Annotated in this window: 12 protein-coding genes; 5 read left to right on the forward strand and 7 right to left on the reverse strand. The window is 70.9% G+C overall.

The features are described from left to right. Positions 1-658: 658 nt before the first annotated feature. Positions 659-2,248, reverse strand: coding sequence for a phosphoglycerate dehydrogenase (gene serA / locus ACGFIB_RS23700; protein WP_191054125.1), 1,590 nt, complete (start codon positions 2,246-2,248; stop codon positions 659-661). A 360-nt stretch (positions 2,249-2,608) separates the two neighbouring features. Between serA and ACGFIB_RS23705 the strand changes: the two genes are divergently transcribed. The 4 genes from ACGFIB_RS23705 to ACGFIB_RS23720 all read left to right on the forward strand — a co-directional run bounded on the left by ACGFIB_RS23705 (position 2,609) and on the right by ACGFIB_RS23720 (position 7,078). Further along, positions 2,609-3,556 carry a hypothetical protein gene (locus tag ACGFIB_RS23705; RefSeq protein ID WP_393374947.1) on the forward strand — a complete coding sequence of 316 codons (948 nt, stop codon included), beginning with the start codon at positions 2,609-2,611 and terminating at the stop codon, positions 3,554-3,556. Positions 3,557-3,680: 124 nt separating this feature from the next. After that, positions 3,681-5,114, forward strand: coding sequence for an MFS transporter (locus tag ACGFIB_RS23710; RefSeq protein ID WP_393374950.1), 1,434 nt, complete (start codon positions 3,681-3,683; stop codon positions 5,112-5,114). A gap of 390 nt (positions 5,115-5,504) precedes the next feature. After that, positions 5,505-6,416 carry a CAP domain-containing protein gene (locus ACGFIB_RS23715; RefSeq protein ID WP_357246274.1) on the forward strand — a complete coding sequence of 304 codons (912 nt, stop codon included), beginning with the start codon at positions 5,505-5,507 and terminating at the stop codon, positions 6,414-6,416. A gap of 128 nt (positions 6,417-6,544) precedes the next feature. Continuing rightward, positions 6,545-7,078, forward strand: coding sequence for a DUF1707 and FHA domain-containing protein (locus ACGFIB_RS23720; RefSeq protein ID WP_142572039.1), 534 nt, complete (start codon positions 6,545-6,547; stop codon positions 7,076-7,078). Between the two features lie 294 nt (positions 7,079-7,372). On the opposite strand, the gene ilvC is transcribed toward ACGFIB_RS23720, so the two are convergent. From ilvC to ACGFIB_RS23745, 5 genes are all read right to left on the reverse strand, one after another. Further along, positions 7,373-8,365, reverse strand: a complete 993-nt coding sequence (gene ilvC, locus ACGFIB_RS23725; RefSeq protein WP_142572121.1) for a ketol-acid reductoisomerase — start codon at positions 8,363-8,365, stop codon at positions 7,373-7,375. Between the two features lie 57 nt (positions 8,366-8,422). Then, entirely contained in the window at positions 8,423-8,947 is a 525-nt protein-coding gene (gene ilvN, locus ACGFIB_RS23730; protein WP_030506098.1) for an acetolactate synthase small subunit, read from the reverse strand. A 132-nt stretch (positions 8,948-9,079) separates the two neighbouring features. Next, a complete protein-coding gene (locus tag ACGFIB_RS23735) occupies positions 9,080-10,885 on the reverse strand; it encodes an acetolactate synthase large subunit (protein ID WP_142572040.1) in 1,806 nt (601 codons plus the stop codon). A 528-nt stretch (positions 10,886-11,413) separates the two neighbouring features. Beyond that, positions 11,414-14,053, reverse strand: a complete 2,640-nt coding sequence (locus tag ACGFIB_RS23740) for a putative bifunctional diguanylate cyclase/phosphodiesterase (RefSeq protein ID WP_393374953.1) — start codon at positions 14,051-14,053, stop codon at positions 11,414-11,416. A 300-nt stretch (positions 14,054-14,353) separates the two neighbouring features. Then, positions 14,354-15,274: a 2-hydroxyacid dehydrogenase gene (locus ACGFIB_RS23745; RefSeq protein WP_393374955.1), complete on the reverse strand. Its 921-nt coding sequence runs from the start codon at positions 15,272-15,274 to the stop codon at positions 14,354-14,356. A 65-nt stretch (positions 15,275-15,339) separates the two neighbouring features. Here ACGFIB_RS23745 and ACGFIB_RS23750 point away from each other — a divergent pair, with 65 nt between their 5' ends. After that, entirely contained in the window at positions 15,340-16,545 is a 1,206-nt protein-coding gene (locus ACGFIB_RS23750) for a PQQ-dependent sugar dehydrogenase (protein WP_393374958.1), read from the forward strand. A 66-nt stretch (positions 16,546-16,611) separates the two neighbouring features. Here ACGFIB_RS23750 and ACGFIB_RS23755 read toward each other — a convergent pair whose 3' ends face one another. Then, positions 16,612-18,597, reverse strand: a complete 1,986-nt coding sequence (locus tag ACGFIB_RS23755; protein ID WP_393374960.1) for a VanW family protein — start codon at positions 18,595-18,597, stop codon at positions 16,612-16,614. Between the last annotated feature and the right edge of the window lie 132 nt (positions 18,598-18,729).

Consider the following 18,729-nt stretch of genomic DNA (forward strand, 5'->3'; position numbering starts at 1 on the left):
CCGGTTGTCTCGGAGATCGAAACACGATCTCAGCATTCGGTCAGACGGGCGTATCCGCCCGTCAGGCGGGTCCCGCCGCGACGGAACGCCGGCAGTGAGGTCCCGTGCCGTGGACACCCCGCCGGCGCCCCGGGGATCACGATCGGCGCATCCGGAGGGTGGCCCGGTCCTGCCGGTCCCGCCGATCCCGGTCGGGTCAGCGCTGCGGCGCGCCCCCGTTGTCGCGACGGTCGAGCGCGATCTGCAGGGCCGCCGCCGCCTCGTCCTCAGCGTCCTCGGAACGGCCCCAGGGATACATCTCGTACATGGCGATTCTCTCTTCGACGGAGAAATGCTGAGCGAATCCGCCTGTCGCGGATCCGAACGCCGGCCGCCGGTGGAACGCGGGTCACGCGTCACGGGCGAACCGAAAGGCCTGCGGCTCGGCGCTCCGCGACGGGCCGGCCTGCCCTGATCAGGCCCCGTCGCGGCAGGTGGAAGTGCGGGGCGCCTCGTCATCGCAAGACTACCCCACAATCTCGTAGGACGACCTAGTATCTCACTTGGTGAGACGAGGCGCGTGGCACGTGGACCGTATGACGGACCGCATCGGGCCGGAGACACGCGAACGGCCCGGCGCACTGCGCGCCGGGCCGTCCGATGGGCTGATGCCGGAGGGTCAGTCCTCCAGGTCGACCGTACGGCCGCTGTCGGCGCCGATCTCCCCCGCGATCTGCTCGACGACCTCGGACGGGATCGCGGTGTCGACCGTCAGCGCGATGAGCGCCTTGCCGCCCTTCACGTCCCGGGAGACCTGCATGGAGGCGATGTTCACGCCGTGCTCGCCGAGCAGCCGGCCGACGATGCCGACGATGCCGGGGCGGTCGGCGTAGGTGAAGAACGCCAGGTGCTCGGTCGGCTCGATCTCCATCGCGTAACCGTTGACCTCGACGATCTTCGTGATCTGCCGGGGGCCGGACAGGGTGCCGGAGACCGAGACCGTGCGGCCGTCGGCCAGCACGCCGCGCACCGTGATGACGTTGCGCCAGTCGGGGCTGTCCGCGCTGGTGACCAGCTCGACCCCGACGCCGCGGTCCTTGGCCAGCAGCGGCGCGTTGACGTAGGTCACCGCGTCCTCGACGACGCCGGTGAAGACGCCCTTGAGCGCGGCCAGCTCCAGGACCCGGACGTCCTGGGCGGAGATCTCGCCGCGGACCTCGACGACCAGGCGGGTGGCCACCTCGCCCGCGAGCGCGGTGAAGATGCGGCCCAGCTTCTCGGTGAGGGGCAGGCCCGGCTTGACGTCCTCGGCGACCGCGCCGCCCTGGACGTTCACCGCGTCGGGCACGAACTCGCCGGCGAGGGCCAGCTTGACGCTGCGGGCGACCTGCGTGCCGGCCTTCTCCTGCGCCTCGTGGGTGGAGGCGCCGAGGTGCGGGGTCACCACGACCTGGTCGAGCTCGAACAGCGGGCTGTCGGTGCAGGGCTCCTTGGCGAACACGTCGATGCCCGCGCCCGCGACCCGGCCCTCCTTGAGGGCGGAGTAGAGGGCGTTCTCGTCGATGATCCCGCCGCGGGCGACGTTGATCAGCCGGACGCTCGGCTTGACCATGTGCAGCTCGCGGTCGCCGATGAGGCCGAGGGTCTCCTTCGACTTCGGCAGGTGGACCGTGATGAAGTCGGCCTGCTGGAGCACCTCCTCCAGGGACGCCAGCCGCACGCCCATCGCCGCCGCGCGGGCCGGCTGCAGGTAGGGGTCGTAGGCGATGATCTCGACGCCGAACGGCTGCAGGCGCTGCGCGACGAGCTGGCCGATCTTGCCGAGGCCGAGGATGCCGATGACCTTCTCGTCGAGCTCGACGCCGGTGTACTTCGAGCGCTTCCACTCGCCGTCCTTGAGCGCGGAGTGCGCCTGGGCGACGTTGCGGGCGCTGGCGAGGATCAGCGCGACCGTGTGCTCGGCGGCGCTGGTGATGTTGGAGGTCGGGGCGTTCACGACCATGACGCCGGCCTTGGTCGCGGCCTCGACGTCGACGTTGTCCAGACCCACACCGGCGCGGGCGACGACGCGCAGCCTGGACGCCGCCGCGATGGCCTCCGCGTCCACCTGGGTGGCGCTGCGTACGATCAGGGCGTCCACGTCGGCGAGAGCGGGCAGCAGCTGCGACCGGTCGGCGCCGTCGGTGTGCCGGACCTCGAAATCCGCGCCGAGCACGGCGAGACCCGCTTCTGAGAGCTCTTCTGCGACAAGTACGACGGGCTTGTTCACTGGGCTGAGTCCTTCGTGAAGTGCGACAGCGCGGACGACGTGAGTCTATCCGGGCCTTGTGAAAGCTCTCACGAGCGCCCGGCATGCGAGATATCCAAGGTCTCGGCGGCATCGCGGCGGCACGACGACCCGGTCTCAGATTCTCGCTCGGTGCGGCTTCGGCGCCGCCGCGGCCCGGCCGTCCGGAAGGTTCTGCTGGGACCGGCGGGGTTCATGAGACGTGCTCACCTACTGGCACAGCCGGTCGATGTACCCCGTCTACGCCTGATCCATACGGACTGCCACCCATCTCGGTATTGATCGCACCTAATATTGGGGATTAGCCTGATTCGCCATGGTCCAGTCCCTATCGTTCAGGCTATGAGCATCGGGAACCCCTCCCTGGGCGACGTTCTCGCGCGGCATGGCAGCCCCCGGCAACTCCTTGCGGCCCTCGCGGAGTGGGGCATCCTGGTGGCGGTCCGCCCCGACCGCTCCGTGGTGCTCGGCACGACGCAGAACGGCGAACGCGTTCTGCTCGGCTACACGGGGCCGGCGACCTATGCCCGGCACCGTGGCAGCCACACGCTGTCTGCATGCGACGTCGACACCATGCTCGACATCCAGCGCGTCACAGGCGTGCGCGAGATCGTGATCGACGCGGCCGGCCCCGCTGCCGCCGCCGTGCCGATCGAAGATCTCCGGCGCTACCTGGAGGAGACCCGCACCGGTCCCGCTCCCGCACTGTCGGCCATGGGCTCGGCCGCCCCGACCGCGTACGCCACGGGCGCGATGGCGACCGTGACCCGCGCGCAGGTCACGCGACAGGCTCCCCCGCCGCCCGTACCCACCTCGCCCATGCCCGCGCCGCCCATGTCCGCACCGCCCATGTCCGCACCGGTCGTGCCCGCCCCGGCCGCGGCGGCGCCCTCCCCGCTTCCCTCGCAGTGGATCCCCGCCCCCCGCCAGCACCTGTCGGGGGCCATGCAGGTCGTGGATCCCGGCTACCGCAGGACTCGTCATCCGATCCTCCCGGCCCTGCGGGTGGCGGTCGCCGAACTGCTGCCGGAGTATCCCTACGTCCACCACATCTGGATCTCCGAGGCGCGCACCGCCGCCGGGTTGTGGGGGATCATGCTGCACGTCAAGGTGCACACCCTCGCCGCCGACGACATCGTGAAGGAACTGCACCGGCGGGTGCGCGCCCGGCTGCCGCAGCTCGCGGCCAGCGAGGCCCCGGTGCTCATGGCCCGGGTCGCCGACGCACACACCGAACGCCGTCTGATCGAGATCGGCGCGCACGTCGTCTGCCCCGACGTGCGCGACTGACCCGGAACCCCGTCGCCGATCTCCGCCCGTCGCACTCGGCGGAGATCGGCGAGACACCGGGCAGCGGCCGAACAGTTGCGGGAGAGTCCTTCCGAACGGTCGCTTGCTCGGCTTGAATGTCGCCATGGTCTCCACGGCGGCGACGCCCTCCCCGTCGAAGGTCTCCCTCGGGGTTCGCCTCGGGTATGCCGTCGGCTCGTTCTGCACGGCCAACTTCGCCACGATCCCCGGGCTGCTGCTGCTCTTCTACATGACCAACGTGCTCGCGGTCCCCGCCGGGCTCGCGGGCGTCGTGCTCTTCCTGCCCAAGGCCTGGGACCTGATCGCCAACACGATGGTCGGCCGCTGGTCGGACCGCACCGTCTCGCGCTGGGGACCACGCCGTCCGTGGCTGCTCGCCGGGGCCGCGGTGCTGCCGGTGTCGTTCGCGCTGGTGTTCGCCGGGCCGCCGCTCACCGGCGCGCCCGCCGCCGCCTACGTCGGCCTCACGTTCCTGCTGGCCACCACCGGATACGCGCTGTACGAGGTGCCGTACAAGGCCATGCCGGCGGAGATGACGACCGACTACCACGAGCGGACCTCACTGCTGCAGTGGCGCATGGTCCTCATCGCGGTCGGGATCGCGATGAGCGGCATCCTCGCTCCGGCGATCGCCGGCGACACGGCCGACGGGTATCGCACCATGGGCATCAGCTTCGGCGTGATCCTGCTCGTCGCGATGCTGGCCTCGTTCTTCGGCACCGCCCGCGCGCCCTTCACGGCCCCGCAGAAGTCCGAGGGAACGCTTCGGGAGCAGCTTGCCGCCGCCCGCACGAGCAAGCAGTTCCTGTGGCTTCTCGGGCTCAGCTCCGCGCAGACGCTCGGGGCCGGCGTGATGCTCGCGGGGGCGCCCTACTTCGCCGCGTACTCTCTCGACGACACCTCCGCCACCACCACGCTCTTCGCGGCGCTCGTGGGGCCGATGCTGGTCACGATGCCCCTGTGGGTGTGGCTGGCCCGCAAACTCGACAAGCGCGGCGCGATGATCCTTTCGGGCTCGCTGTTCACGGGCGGAGCGCTGCTGATCCTCGCGACGCCCGCGCTCGGCGAGCTGTACGCGCACCTGTGCGTGATGATCGTGGGCGTCGGCTATGCGGGCCTGCAACTGCTGCAGTTCTCCATGCTCGCCGACGTCATCGCCCACGACGGCGCGGTGAGCGGCGAGCGCAGGGGCGGGGTCTTCACCGGCCTGTGGACCGCGGTGGAGAACGCGGTCACGGCGCTCGGGGCGACCGCGTACGGGTGGGTGCTGAGCGCGGGGGGGTTCGTCTCCTCCGATCCCGAGCATCCGGTGACCCAGCCGGGCAGCGCCCACGTCGCCGTGATGATCGGCGTGACCGTGGTGCCCGCTCTGATCACGTTCGCGGGCGTGCTGATGACCTTCAAATACAGCCTGACCGCCGACCGTCTCGCCACCGTCGCGTCCGGCAGCACGGCCTCGGCGGCCGCCGTCTCCGGGAGCGACGAGCAGCACGGCGGGCAGTCGGAACCCGGCGAAGCGCTCCGCGCCGAGGACTGACGTCACATCCGCAGGGTCGGGACGGCGATCGCGGCACTGGCGTTGGAGTCGGCCGCCGGAGTCGGCCGCCGGCATCGTCGGCGAGCCGATCGACGGCGGCACCGGGTGCCGGGACGGCGATCTTGTCGTGGTGGGACGGCTACCCGCGAGGAGCTGGAACGCGGGGCGCGGAAGGCCGGCCACGACCTTAAGCGCCCCTCAGGGCGATCCCGGCGCCGATCCGGCCGCTGACCTGCGGATTATCGGACATCTCACGCCTAACACAGGATAAAGGAAGTTTAAGAGAAGGTAGATACTTTCGGGATTGGACCGATTTATCACCACATGTCGGTCTGCATCCGACCATAATGACGACTTCCCCAGCGTCTAACCCCCACTGGAGGAATGATCGTGAACAGAGCGCTCGGAGCGGTCCTGTGCCTCGGGAGCGTCGCGGCCGTCGGCATGGCGGCCGGCCCCGCTCAGGCCGAGGCCCAGCACGCGGGCTGCCGGGTCGCCGCCGCGAAGCCCTACGTCAGCGTGGACGGCAAGATCCGCGCGGCGGGCTCGCGGGCCGGTTGCATCGACAACGCCCGTTTCCGGGTCCGGATCGTGAACAGCACGCCGGGCCCCGACCGCGTGGTCAAGAGCGGCTCGAAGGTGGTCAGGAACGCGCGCGTCGTCGTCGCGCTGACCTGTGCGGACGGTGCGTACTACAGCGTCGTCACCGACTACCGCGGCCACGTGTCGCGATCGAGGCCGGTGCGCCTCGACTGCGACGTCCCCACCCCGCTTCCCACGGCCACCTCTTCCCCGAGCCCCACCGCCGTCCCCAGCACCAGGCCCACCGCGGTTCCGAGCACGGTGCCGAGCACGGTGCCGAGCACCGCCCCCGCCGCGAGTCCCTCCGCGAGCGCCTCTCCCACGAGTGGCTCGGCCGTGGGCACCGCCATCGAGAACGAGGTGGTGCGCCTCACCAACGTCGAGCGGGAGAAGGCGGGCTGCGGCCCGCTGAAGCACGACGCGCGCCTGCGCTCCGCCGCGTACTCCCACTCGGCCGACATGTCCGCGAAGAACTACTTCGACCACACCTCGAAGGACGGCCGCTCCTTCGCCGACCGCATCACGGCCACCGGATACACCTGGCGCGCGGCGGCGGAGAACATCGCCAAGGGCTACGGCACGGCCCAGGCGGTGGTCCAGGGCTGGATGAACAGCCCCGGACACCGGCAGAACATCCTCAACTGCAACTACACCGACATCGGGGTCGGGTACGTCGCCGCCGGCGGCCCGTACTGGACCCAGGACTTCGGCCGGCAGTAGAAACGCGCCCACCGGCCCGGGGTGGGCGCGGGGACGCCACGCCCGGCGTCCCCGCTCCCACCCCGGACGTGACGGCGAATACGGCGGTCTTCTGGACACCTCGGACCACTGCGGCGGATACTCCAATCATGAGCTCTCCCCCGGTTCGCGCCTCGGACGGGGACCGCGAACGCGCGCTCAGCGAGCTCCGCGACCGGGCCGCCGAAGGACGCCTGTCCATGGAGACCTTCGTCGGCCGGGTGGACCAGGCGCTCCGTGCTCGCAGCCGCAACGAGTTGGACGAGCTGGTCGCGGACCTCCCGGACCGCGGGCGCTGGCGCAGAAGGATCACCGACGCCGTCGCCTCCGTGTCGGAGCTGAGCAACCGGATCGAGTCCGCCTGGCGGCGTCCCCGGCTGCCCCGGCTGGCCCTCCCCGCCGACGGCAGGGCCCGCTACCTGGTCGGCCGCGGCTCCTCCTGCGACCTCGTCCTCGCCGACCTGACCGTCTCACGGGTGCACGCCGAGTTGCGGCGCGAGCACGACTCCTGGCTGCTCGTCGACCTCAGCTCGATGAACGGCACCCGGCTGAACGGCTGGCGCCTGGTCGGCCCCGCCTCCGTGCGGGCCGGCGACGAGGTGGCCTTCGGCGACTCCGTGTTCCTGGTCTCGATGCCGGCCTGATCGCCGTATGTGCGGCTCAAGCCCGCCCTGTGCCGAGATCACCCTGTGCGAGATCGACTGGTGCCGAGATCGACTGGTGCCGAGATCGACTGGTGCCGAGATCGCCCTGTGCGAGATCACTCCGTGCCGAGATCACTCCGTGCCGAGATCACCGTGTGCCAGATCGACTGCCGCCGAGATCGCCCGGACCCCGGCAGCCGGCCGCTTGCACGGGGGCCGTGAAACGCGACGCGGCGCCGCCCCCCACCTCGCCGGTGGGGCGCGACGCCGCGGTCACGCCAGCGTGCGCGAGCTTCAGGCCTGCTCGCCCTTGAGCCAGCTCATCATCGGGCGGAGCTTGGCGCCGGTCTGCTCGATGGCGTGGCCCGCCAGCTCCTCGCGGTAGCGCTTGAAGTTGGTCTGGCCGGAGTCGAACTCCTCGACCAGCTCGCGGGCGAAGCGGCCGTCCTGGATCTCGTCCAGGATGCGGCGCATCTCCTTCTTGGTCTCCTCGTTGACCACGCGCGGGCCACGGGTGTAGCCGCCGTACTCGGCGGTGTCGGACACCGACCAGTACATCTTGGAGACGCCGCCCTCGTACATCAGGTCCACGATCAGCTTCATCTCGTGGAGGCACTCGAAGTAGGCGACCTCCGGCTGGTAGCCGGCCTCGATCAGCGTCTCGAACCCGGCCTTGATCAGCTCGGAGACGCCGCCGCACAGCACGGCCTGCTCACCGAACAGGTCGGTCTCGGTCTCCTCGGTGAAGGTCGTCTTCAGCGCGCCGGCGCGGGTGCCGCCGATGCCCTTGGCGTACGACAGCACGAGCGGCCAGGCGCTTCCGGTGGCGTCGCGCTCGACGGCGACCAGGCAGGGCACGCCGCGGCCGGCGGAGTACTGGCGGCGGACCAGGTGGCCCGGGCCCTTCGGCGCCACCATCGCGACGTCGACACCCTCCGGGGCCTCGATGAGGCCGTAGCGGATGTTGAGGCCGTGGCCGAAGAACAGCGCGTCGCCCTCGACGAGGTTCGGCGCGACGTGCTCGGCGTACAGGTGCCGCTGGATGTGGTCCGGCGCGAGGATCATCGTGAGGTCGGCCTCTTCGACGGCCTCGCCCGGCGACAGCACGCGCAGCCCGTCGGCCTCGGCCTTCTCCCGGCTCTTGGAGCCCTCGGGCAGGCCGACCCGGACGTCCACGCCCGAGTCACGCAGGCTCAGCGCGTGCGCGTGGCCCTGGCTGCCGTAACCCAGCACCGCGACATGGCGGCCCTGGATGATCGACAGGTCGGCGTCGTCGTCGTAGAAGATCTCAGTCACTTGCTTGCCTTTCACGGGTTGTCCGTCGCGACGTGCCTGCCATAGGAGCTATGCGCTGCGGTCGAGGGCGCGAAGCGAGCGGTCGGTGATGGAACGGGCGCCGCGGCCGATGGCCACCATGCCCGATTGCACGAGCTCCTTGATGCCGTACGGCTCAAGGACCCGGACGAACGCCTCCAGCTTGTCGGTCGTCCCGGTGACCTCGATCGTGACCGCGTCCGGGGCCACGTCTACACAACGCGCCCGGAAGAGGTTGACGAGTTCGAGGACGTGCGACCGGCTCTCGGAGTCGGTCCGCACCTTAATCAACATCAGCTCGCGCTGCACCGACTGGCTGTTGTCGAGCTCGACGATCTTGATGACGTTGACAAGCTTGTTGAGCTGCTTGGTGACCTGCTCCAGCGGGAGGTCCTCCACGTTGACGACGATGGTCATCCGGGAGATGTCGTCGTGCTCCGTGGGCCCGACCGCCAGCGAGTCGATGTTGAACCCGCGGCGGCTGAACAGGGCGGCGACCCGGGCCAGCACGCCCGGCTTGTTCTCCACCAGGACGGACAGCGTGTGGCGGCTCATGCCATCTCCTCGGCTTCGGCTCGGAGCTCGGTCGTGCCGAAGGCGCGCGATTCAGTGCCTCGCCAGGCGCTGCTCTCGCTCATGCCTGCTCCTCGCACTGCTGGTCGTTGTCGCGCCGGGCCGTGGCGGGGCTCATTCTCCACCCTCCCAGTTCGGCGCCATGTCGCGGGCGTAGTTGATGTCGTCGTTGCTGGTGCCGGCGGCGACCATCGGCCAGACCATCGCGTCCTGGTGCACGACGAAGTCGACCACCACCGGCACGTCGTTGATCTCCATGGCCTTACGGATCGTCTCGTCCACGTCCTCCGGGCGCTCACACCGCAGGCCGACACAACCGTAGGCCTCGGCGAGCTTCACGAAGTCGGGGATCCGCTTGACCCGCTGCAGATCGGTGTTGGAATACCGCTCGTCGTAGAACAGCGTCTGCCACTGACGGACCATGCCGAGGTTGCCGTTGTTGATGACGGCCACCTTGATCGGCACACCCTCGATCGCGCAGGTCGCCAGCTCCTGGTTGGTCATCTGGAAGCAGCCGTCGCCGTCGACCGCCCACACGACCTTGTCCGGGCGGCCCATCTTGGCGCCCATGGCGGCCGGCACGGCGTACCCCATCGTGCCCGCGCCGCCGGAGTTGAGGAAGGTGCCGGGGTTCTCATACTTGATGAACTGGGCGGCCCACATCTGGTGCTGGCCGACGCCCGCCGCGTAGATCGCGTCCGCCCCGACCAGCGCGCTCAGCCGCTCCATGACGTACTGCGGGGCGAGCGAGCCGTCGGCGAACTCCTCGTAGCCCAGCGGGTAGGTCTCCTTGTAGCCGTTGAGCAGCCGCCACCACTCGCTGTAGTCGCCCTTGCGGCCGTCGGCCTGCTCGGCCCGCACGGCGGTGATCAGGTCCCCGATCACCTCGCGGCAGTCGCCCACGATCGGCACATCGGCGTGGCGGTTCTTGGAGATCTCCGCCGGGTCGATGTCGGCGTGGATGACCTTGGCGTGCGGCGCGAAGCTGGACAGCTGGCCGGTGACCCGATCGTCGAACCGGGTGCCGAGCGCGATCAACAGGTCGGCGCGCTGCAGCGCACCGACGGCCGAGACGCTGCCGTGCATGCCGGGCATGCCCATGTGCTGGGGGTGGCTGTCGGGGAAGGTGCCCCGGGCCATCAGCGTGGTGACCACCGGGATGCCGGTCAGCTCGGCCAGCTCCAGCAGCTCGGTCGAGGCGTGCGCCTTGTGCACGCCGCCGCCGACGTAGAACACCGGCCGCTTCGCCTCGGTCATCAGCCGGGCGGCCTCGCGGATCTGCTTGGAGTGCGGCCGGGTCACCGGCCGGTAGCCGGGCAGCTGCATGACCGGCGGCCAGGAGAAGGTGGTCGTGGACTGCAGGGCGTCCTTGGAGATGTCCACCAGCACCGGCCCCGGGCGCCCGGTGGAGGCGACGTGGAACGCCTCGGCGATGGTCCGCGGGATGTCATCGGCGCTGGTGACCAGGAAGTTGTGCTTGGTGATCGGCATCGTGATGCCGGAGATGTCGGCCTCCTGGAAGGCGTCGGTCCCGATCAGCGGCGAAGCCACCTGCCCGGTGATCGCCACGATCGGCACCGAGTCCATGTAGGCGTCGGCGATCGGGGTGACCAGGTTGGTCGCTCCTGGGCCGCTGGTGGCCATGCACACCCCGACCCTGCCGGTCGCCTGCGCATACCCCTCGGCCGCGTGGCCCGCACCCTGCTCGTGCCGTACAAGCACGTGCCGGACCTTGGTCGAGTCGTAGAGGGGGTCGTAGGCGGGGAGAATGGCCCCGCCCGGGATCCCGAACACCGTGTCGACCCCGACCTGCTCCAGCGCCCGCACGAGGGCCTGGGCACCTGTCATTTTCTCGGTCATCGGCTCGTTCCTTGTGGCTGAGCTTGCTTCTGCTGGGCTGCTTGGCGTGACTCCTGGCATAAAAAATGCCCCATCCGCTGGGCGGAGCTGGGGCGCGCGCAGGACCGAGGGCTTCGTCAGGCTGCGCGCCTGCGAAGTACTACGAGAATCCCACCGCTATGCATGGCTACACGATGTCCGATGGAGCGCCCCCACGTCAAATCATCTGGGACGCCCGTCTCGCCATCCAAGACACCCCACCCGCCGTGATCTTGGAGTTTGTCGCACGAAGGGCCGACGAACTGGGCGGACCCCCTTCGTGATCTTGCAGTTTGTCGCAGGCGACGGGGACGAGCTGCGGAATCCACCTTCGTGATCATGCACGAACGCCCAAGAAGGAACAACAGCCAGCACGAACGCCAAATCTGATCTTGCAGCCCGCGAGGCATTCGACCCGACGTGTCCCACCTGCATGATCACAAACAGGAAACGCCCAGGTCAGGATGACCGTACGTCATAAAACTGCAAGATCACCAAACCCAACGGCCTGGTAACGGCCTCGCGTGCGACAAACTACAAGATCACGGCGGTGGGGTGGGGGGGTGGGGGTTAGGCGGTGTTCTGGAGGGTGGTGGTGGGCCTCAGGGAGTCGAGGCCGCGTGCGGTCATGGGACGGGCCACCAGATAGCCCTGGCCGCGTGTGCAGCCCATCTTGCGCAGCAGGTCGAGTTGCTCGGGACGCTCGATGCCCTCGGCGACGACGATCAGGCCGAGGTCGTTGCCGAGTTGCACGATCGTCTTCGTCAGCAGGGTCAGCGTGTCGTCGCGGCCGAGCCCGGAGACGAACGACGGATCGATCTTGATCATGTCGACCGGCAACTGGCGCAGGAACGCGAGCGACGCATAGCCGGTGCCGAAGTCGTCGATGGCCAGCCGTACGCCGAGGGTCCTCAGCTCCGACAGCCTGCTGATCGTCTCCCCCGCGTCCTCGACCAGCATCTCCTCGATGACCTCAAGGGTCAGCGCGCTGGCGGGCAGCCCGCTCTCGCTCAGCGCCTCCGCCACGGTCTCCACGAAGCGCGGGGCCATGATCTGCCGGGTGGACAGGTTCAGCGCCAGCCCGATGTCCCAGGACGACGCGCGCCAGGCCGCCACCTCGCGGCACGCCTCGCGCAGGATCCACTCGCTGAGCGGCACGATGATCCCGGTGTCCTCGGCGGGCCCGAGGAACTGCTCCGGCGGCACGAACGTGCTGCCCCTCCACCAGCGCACCAGCGCCTCGACGGCGGTCACCCGCGACGTCGCAAGGTCGACCACGGGCTGATACTCGATCGCGAACTGGTTCTCCAGCAGCGCCCGCTGCAGGTCGGAGGCGATCTCCAGGCGGCGCAGGACGTCGGCGTGCATGTGGGTGGCGAAGACCTCCATCCGGCGCCCGCCGAGCTCCTTGGCCCGCGACATCGCCACGTCGGCGTTGCGCAGCAGATCTCCGGGCGGCAGGTCCTCCTCGGCGAACGCCACACCGACGCTGGCCGTCAGCGCGACGTCCCGGTCCGCGACCCGGAACGGCTCGTTCGAGACCGCGCGGACGAGCCGCTCGGCCAGGTCGATGGCGGTCTGCGCGTCGGCGCCGCCGGACCCGCCGCCCTCCAGCAGCACCGCGAACTCGTCTCCGCCCCACCGGGCGAGCGTGTCGTCGGCCCGTACGGCCGAGCGCAGGCGGCGGGCGGCCTGACCGAGGAGGTGGTCGCCGCTGGCGTGGCCCACGGAGTCGTTGACGGAGGTGAAGCCGTCGAGGTCCAGGAAGATCACCGCGGTCCCGCCGGCGCCGCGCCGGCTGAGCACGTCCCGGGCGCGTTCCTCGAAGTAGGCCCGGTTGGGCAGCCCGGTGACCCCGTCGTGGAAGGTCAGGTGGGTGACCTGGTTGCGCAGGGCCACCTGGTCGCTGAGGTCGCGGATCGTGACCAGGACGAGGTCGTCGTCGCGTACGTGCCGGGCGGCGACGGACTCGGTGGGACGCCAGGTGCCGTCGGAGGCCCGGAACCGGCAGGAGATGCGGGTGCCGCCCTCCTGCTCGGGCCCGTCGCCGTCCTCGTCCGTCATGCGGTCGAGCAGGGCCTGTACGGCCGGCAGGTCCTCGGGGTGGATGTAGTCGAAGATCGACCGAAAGGCGAGGTCCTCGGGGCAGTAGCCGTAGGTCGTCTCCAGACCGGGGCCTGCCTCCTGGATGACGCCTGCGGGGTCGCACACGAGCACGACGTCGCCGGTGTTCTCGGCCAGCCTGCGCAGTTGCTGCTCGCCGACGTCGACGAGCCGGCGCATGCCCGCGGTCTCGACCAGGAGCACGAACAGCCGGCCGAGCAGGACGAGGACGACCGAGGCGGCCACGACCACCAGGGCGGCGTCGCGGCTGCCGCCGATCGCGTACAGGGTGGCGACGAGCGTGGCCACGGCGACCAGCACGAGCGGCGTGGCGGCCGTCAGCGCGGCGGCCAGTGGCCTGGCCGGCCGGTCCTCCTGCACCCACGGGGCGACGGCGAGGACCAGCAGCATGGCCGGGACCACGAGCCCTGCCGCGAGCGGCGGGGTGTCGCCGTCGAGACGGGCGAGGGCCGTGGCCATCTCGGCCACCGTTATCGCGGTGAGCACCCCCACGCCGGTGAGCCCGACCACCCGGTTGCCCGACCGGGAGGCCGCCACGGCCGGTGTCACCGCGCAGGTCGCGAGCAGGCAGACCACGGGCAGCGCGAGCGCGACGAAGAACGCTCCGGTGTCCTCCGCCTTCCTGAACGCCGGGCCGAGCACGGCGACCCAGGCCACGGCGAAGACCGACGCCGCGCCCAGGTAGGCGTCGGCCGCCTGGCGTATCACCCCGCGCGTGAACGCGGGTGGTTTCACCGACATGCCGCAGCCGATGGCGAGCAGCACCGATCCGACGAGCATGAGCAGGTCGGCGAACGTGAGCACGAACGGCGTGCCGTCGGCCACGGGACGCACGCCGACGCCGAGGAGCCAGGTCAGCGACCCGGCGGCCATCCACCGCCAGGCGCCGGACTGCCTGCGGTGGGCGGGGACGACGCGGGAGGCGGCCATGATCAGCGAGATCGCGGCGAGCAGGCCGGTGACGACCCCCGCGATCGCGGTCACGACCGGCGCCGAGCCTCCGGTGACCAGGGCCACGACGACCGCCACCGCGCCGAGACCGGCCGCGGTGGTGAGTGGGACCCGGGGGTCACGCCTGGCTTTCACGCGCGTCGCCTCTGCACCTGTCGCCGCTTCACCGCCGGGCGTCATGGCCTCCGGGGTTTCGGCGGAGGCCGGAGTCGCGTAAGCGTCGCCGGGTTCGGTGGGGTGTGTCATGGCTGCCCCTCCCGTTCTCGACTCGGCTTTACTCTCCCTGTCACATGGCCAGTGTGCGCACTGCCGCTGATCGAGAGGGGGACAACGGGCGAGTCGTCACCGATCTGATAACCAGCCGCGCACGCTGAGCTCCACCGTACGCACCCCAGGTCACGGGGCAGCCACGTTCCGGAATCCTTAATGGAGCGGTCAGTAATGGCCGGTGATCATGTTATCGAGTGGACGGCCCGTCAGATGCCGAATCACCTGTTCCCGCACCAGCCGCCGCGTACGCCGGATGGACGCGGGCGTGCTGCCGGCGATGTGCGGGGTGATGAAGACCCCCGGCGCGGTCCAGAGCGGGTGATCGGACGGCAGCGGTTCGACGGGGGTGACGTCGAGCGCCGCCAGCAGCCTGCCGGTCCGCAACTCGGCCAGCAGCGCGTCGGCGTCCACGACCGAGCCGCGTGCGGCGTTCACCAGCAGCGCGCCGTCCTTCATCCGGGCGAGGAACTCGGCGTCCACGAGACCGGCCGTCCCCGCCGTGGCGGGCACCAGCAGCACGACCACGTCCGCGGCGGGCAGCAGCGCGGGCAGCTCGTCCTGGCCGTGGACGTTGTCCCTGGCCGTGCGCGCCACCCGGACGATGTCCACCTCGAATCCGGCCAGACGCCGCTCGAGCGCCTCGCCGATCGAGCCGTACCCGACGATCAGCACGGTGGAGTCGGCGAGGACGCCGGTGTGGCGGTAGGCCCACTCGCGTCTGGCCTGGGCGGCAGCGAATCCGGGGAACTCCCGCAGCATGGCGATCATCGCGCCCACCGCCCACTCGGCCGTGCCCGCGTCGTGGACCCCCCGCGCGTTGCACAGGACCGCCTTCGGCGGCACGTGCGGCAGGTAGGGCTCGACCCCCGCCGTCACGGTCTGCAGCAGGCGGAGGCCGGTCATGCGGCCCAGAAGGCCGGGGATGTCCGGCACCGGGACCAGCGGAGGCACCCAGATCTCCACCTCCTCGGGCGGGCCGGGCGGCGGCGTCCTCCCGTCGTACACGGCGCAGTCGGTGGCGGGGAGCCCCTCGGGAAGCTCCGTGAGTGCGGCGGCGATGTCATGTGATGCGACCCAGATCTTCACGATGAACAACCTAGGGAACCATCGCCCCCGCCAGCGAGTATGGGTACGTGAGGAGGTCATCGGGAATGGCGAACAGGCACGGCGTGGGCGCGGCGCTTCTGGGGGCGGCCCTTATGACGGCGACTGTGGCGTGCGGGGCGGGTGAGGAGGGCGGGGGCAGGACTCCCCCGCCGCTGCCCACCGCGAGCGACACGGGCGCCACCGGGGGTGTCACCGCGGGTGCCGCTCCGGGCGCTTCGGGCGCCTCCACGGGCGCTTCTACCGGCGCTTCTACGGGCGCTTCTACCGGCGACGGTGAGACGAATGTCACACCGGCGGCGCCGCGCACACTGGTCACCGGTCTGGCGGTGCCGTGGGCGATCGCGTTCCTGCCCGGCGGCGACGCGCTGGTGACCGAGCGCGAGTCCGCGCGGCTGCTGCGGGTCACACCACGCGGCCAGGTCCACGAGGCCGGCGTGATCGAAGGGGTGTCCGCGAGCGGCGAGGGCGGCCTGCTGGGCGTGGCCGTCTCGCCCCGCTACGCCGCCGACCACTTCGTCTTCGTCTACTTCACCGCCCAGAACGACAACCGGATCGTCCGCTACCGCTACGACGGACGGCTCTCCGACCGCCGGGTGATCGTCAGCGGCATCCCGAAGGGGGCCATCCACAACGGGGGCCGCCTCGCCTTCGGCCCCGACGGCTACCTGTACGCCTCGACCGGGGAGACCGGCGAACGCGGCATGGCCCAGGACAGGAGCTCGCTGGGCGGCAAGATCCTGCGCATGACGGTGGACGGCCGGCCCGCCCCGGGCAACCCCTTCGGCACCCTGGTGTGGACCTACGGGCACCGCAACGTGCAGGGCCTGGCCTGGGACGACCGGGGGCACATGTACGCCACCGAGTTCGGCCAGAACACCTACGACGAGATCAACCTCATCGAGAAGGGCCACAACTACGGCTGGCCGGAGGTCGAGGGGGTGAGCGGCCGGCCCGGATACACCGACCCGCTGCTCACCTGGTCGACCGCCGAGGCGTCGCCGTCCGGCCTCGCGTACGCCCGGGGGGCGCTGTGGGCCGGGGCGCTGCGCGGCGAGCGCCTCTGGCGCGTGCCCGTGGACGCTTCGGGGCGCGTCGGCCGTCCCGCCGCGCTCTACACGGGCGAGTACGGCAGGCTGCGCGCGGTGGCCGCCGCGCCCGGCGGCACGCTGTGGGTGAGCACCAGCAACCAGGACGGGCGCGGATCCCCCCGGGACGGCGACGACCGGATCCTGGTGGTGCGGCCCTCCTGATCAGCGCCTTCCGATCAGCGCCTCCAATCAGCGCCACTGATCAGGGCCGCTGATCGGCGTCTCTGATCAGCGGCAGACGACCTCGGCCTGGGCGCGGTAGGAGGTGCGGAAGGTCTGCCGGGAGACCGCCTCGCCGTCCTCCCGCAGCACCCACGTCACCACGGCGGTGAAACCGGGCTGCCCCCGCGTCGCCACGCAGCCGGGCCCGTAACCGGTCACAGGGGGCAGGGAGACCTGCTGCCCGACGACCGGCCCCTCCAGGCCCACGTCGTACCGCTTGGTGCTCCACAGCGTCACGGTCAGCGAGGTGCCGGAGGCGGAGGCCTGGACGAGCACTCCGTACGGCGAGTCGTTCCTCCAGCGCAGGTCGGGGCCGGGGAAGGACACGGCGGCCTCGACGCCGACCGGCAGGTGTGCGGCGTGGACCTCGGGCGGCGTGTGCTCGGAGACCCGGAGCCCGGCCCGGATCACGGCGTTCATCAGGGTGGTCGCGACCTGGGTCATCCCCGCCGCCTCCGTACCGGCCCGGCCGTGGATCATGGTGGGGCCGATGCCGTCGAAGCCCGCCGCCGCGGTGCGCGGGCCGACGACCTCGTTGAACGAGAACGTCTCCCCCGGTCTCACCAGGTGGCCGTCGAGGAGTGCGGCGGCCCTGCGGATGTTGCCCGCGCTCTGGGGACAGCAGGCGTAGGAGGTGGTGAAACGGCCGGCCTCCTCCCGGACCCCCATCCGCTGCACCGCGTCGTCGGTGATCCGCGGCGGCCCGTTCACGACCGGCACGGCCACCGTACGGCCGCCGCCGTCGAGAGCGGTCAGCACGTCCGCGGCGAGGCGGTCGGTGTCCACCCGGTCACCCGGCCTGCCGGGCACCAGGACCGGCCGGCCGTCCTCGATCGTGAGATCGGCGTCGCGGGCGACCCGCGCGGAGCCGACCAGCGTGGGCTCGACGCCGGCGATCGCCGCCTCGGCGTCGAAGCGCGGCCGCAGGACCGCTCCGTCGGGCGCGAACGTCAGGTGCCGCGCCAGCGTGGCCGGCGACAGGCTGACGGCCGCGGTCCCGTTGGTCAGCGTGAGCGGCGCGGCCACCGCGCGTCTCGCCCAGCGCAGGGCGCGCCGCACCTCGGCACGGGTGATGTGCGGCAGATCCCGCACCGTGGGCACCACCACGACCGCCTCCGGGTCGAGGTACCCCCTGACGATCTGGTCGGCCGTCGCTCTCCTGTCGATGAGACGGCCCACCCGCGGATACGCCGGGACCGGGGTGACCCCGTCGAAGGTGACGTCGCCCTCGCGCCCGGGGCGCTCCAGTGGCGCGGCGATGACCCTGGCCACCGCCTCGTCGAGTTTGCGGCGGTCCACGGACACGACCGGCTTCACCTCACGGGTGCCGGTCAGCCCGCTCCACACCTCCGGTGGGCTGGGGAAGCCCCCCGGCGCGGCGTAGACCGTGGCCTCGGCGTCGAGCATCAGACCGGCCTGCTGCGGGTCCACGGTCAACCGGCGCGTACCCTGCCGTACGATCATGGGCGTTCTGACCTGGGCGTACAGCCGTTCACCCAACGTGGCGACGGCCTCGGTCCTGCTCTGTCCGCCGATGTCCACGCCGAGCACCGTGGTGCCGGGAAGGACCTTCCCCATCATGGAGACGGCCGGCACGAGATAGAGCATCAGGAGCAACGCCGCCAGGCCGATCAGCGCACGCCGGAGCGTACGGCTCTGGGAAACGGGGTCCAGCCGTTCGAGGTCCGGCGACGGGCCGACGGCGGGTTCCTCGCGTATCAGGCGCTCCGGGACGCGCCACGGTTCGACCGGCGGAGCCGGCGGCGGGAGGTTTCCGTTACCGGACGGCTTGGCCGCCGGCACGGCGGGAGCGGAAGGTTCGGCGAAGATGTCGGCCGAGACTCCCGGGGGGAGGGCCGATACCCCGCGAGGCAGCGAGGTGACGCCGCGCACCGGGTGTTTGTGCGGAGGAGCGGACGGTTTGTGCGGAGGAGCGGACGCCGCCCCGGACGGATCCGTGGGCGGGTCGACGGACGCTCCGGCGTTGCGCACGCCTCGGTCTCCTCCAGCTCAAGGTCAACAACGATCAGTTAACCCTAAAACACCCTCTGCTGGATACGTCCTGACGCAACGCCGACGGCCGGCCACACGGAATCGTGACCGGCCGTTCTCACGCCCTGCCGC

It is taken from the genome of Microbispora bryophytorum, from assembly GCF_043197435.1.
Classification (GTDB): Bacteria; Actinomycetota; Actinomycetes; order Streptosporangiales; family Streptosporangiaceae; genus Microbispora; species Microbispora bryophytorum.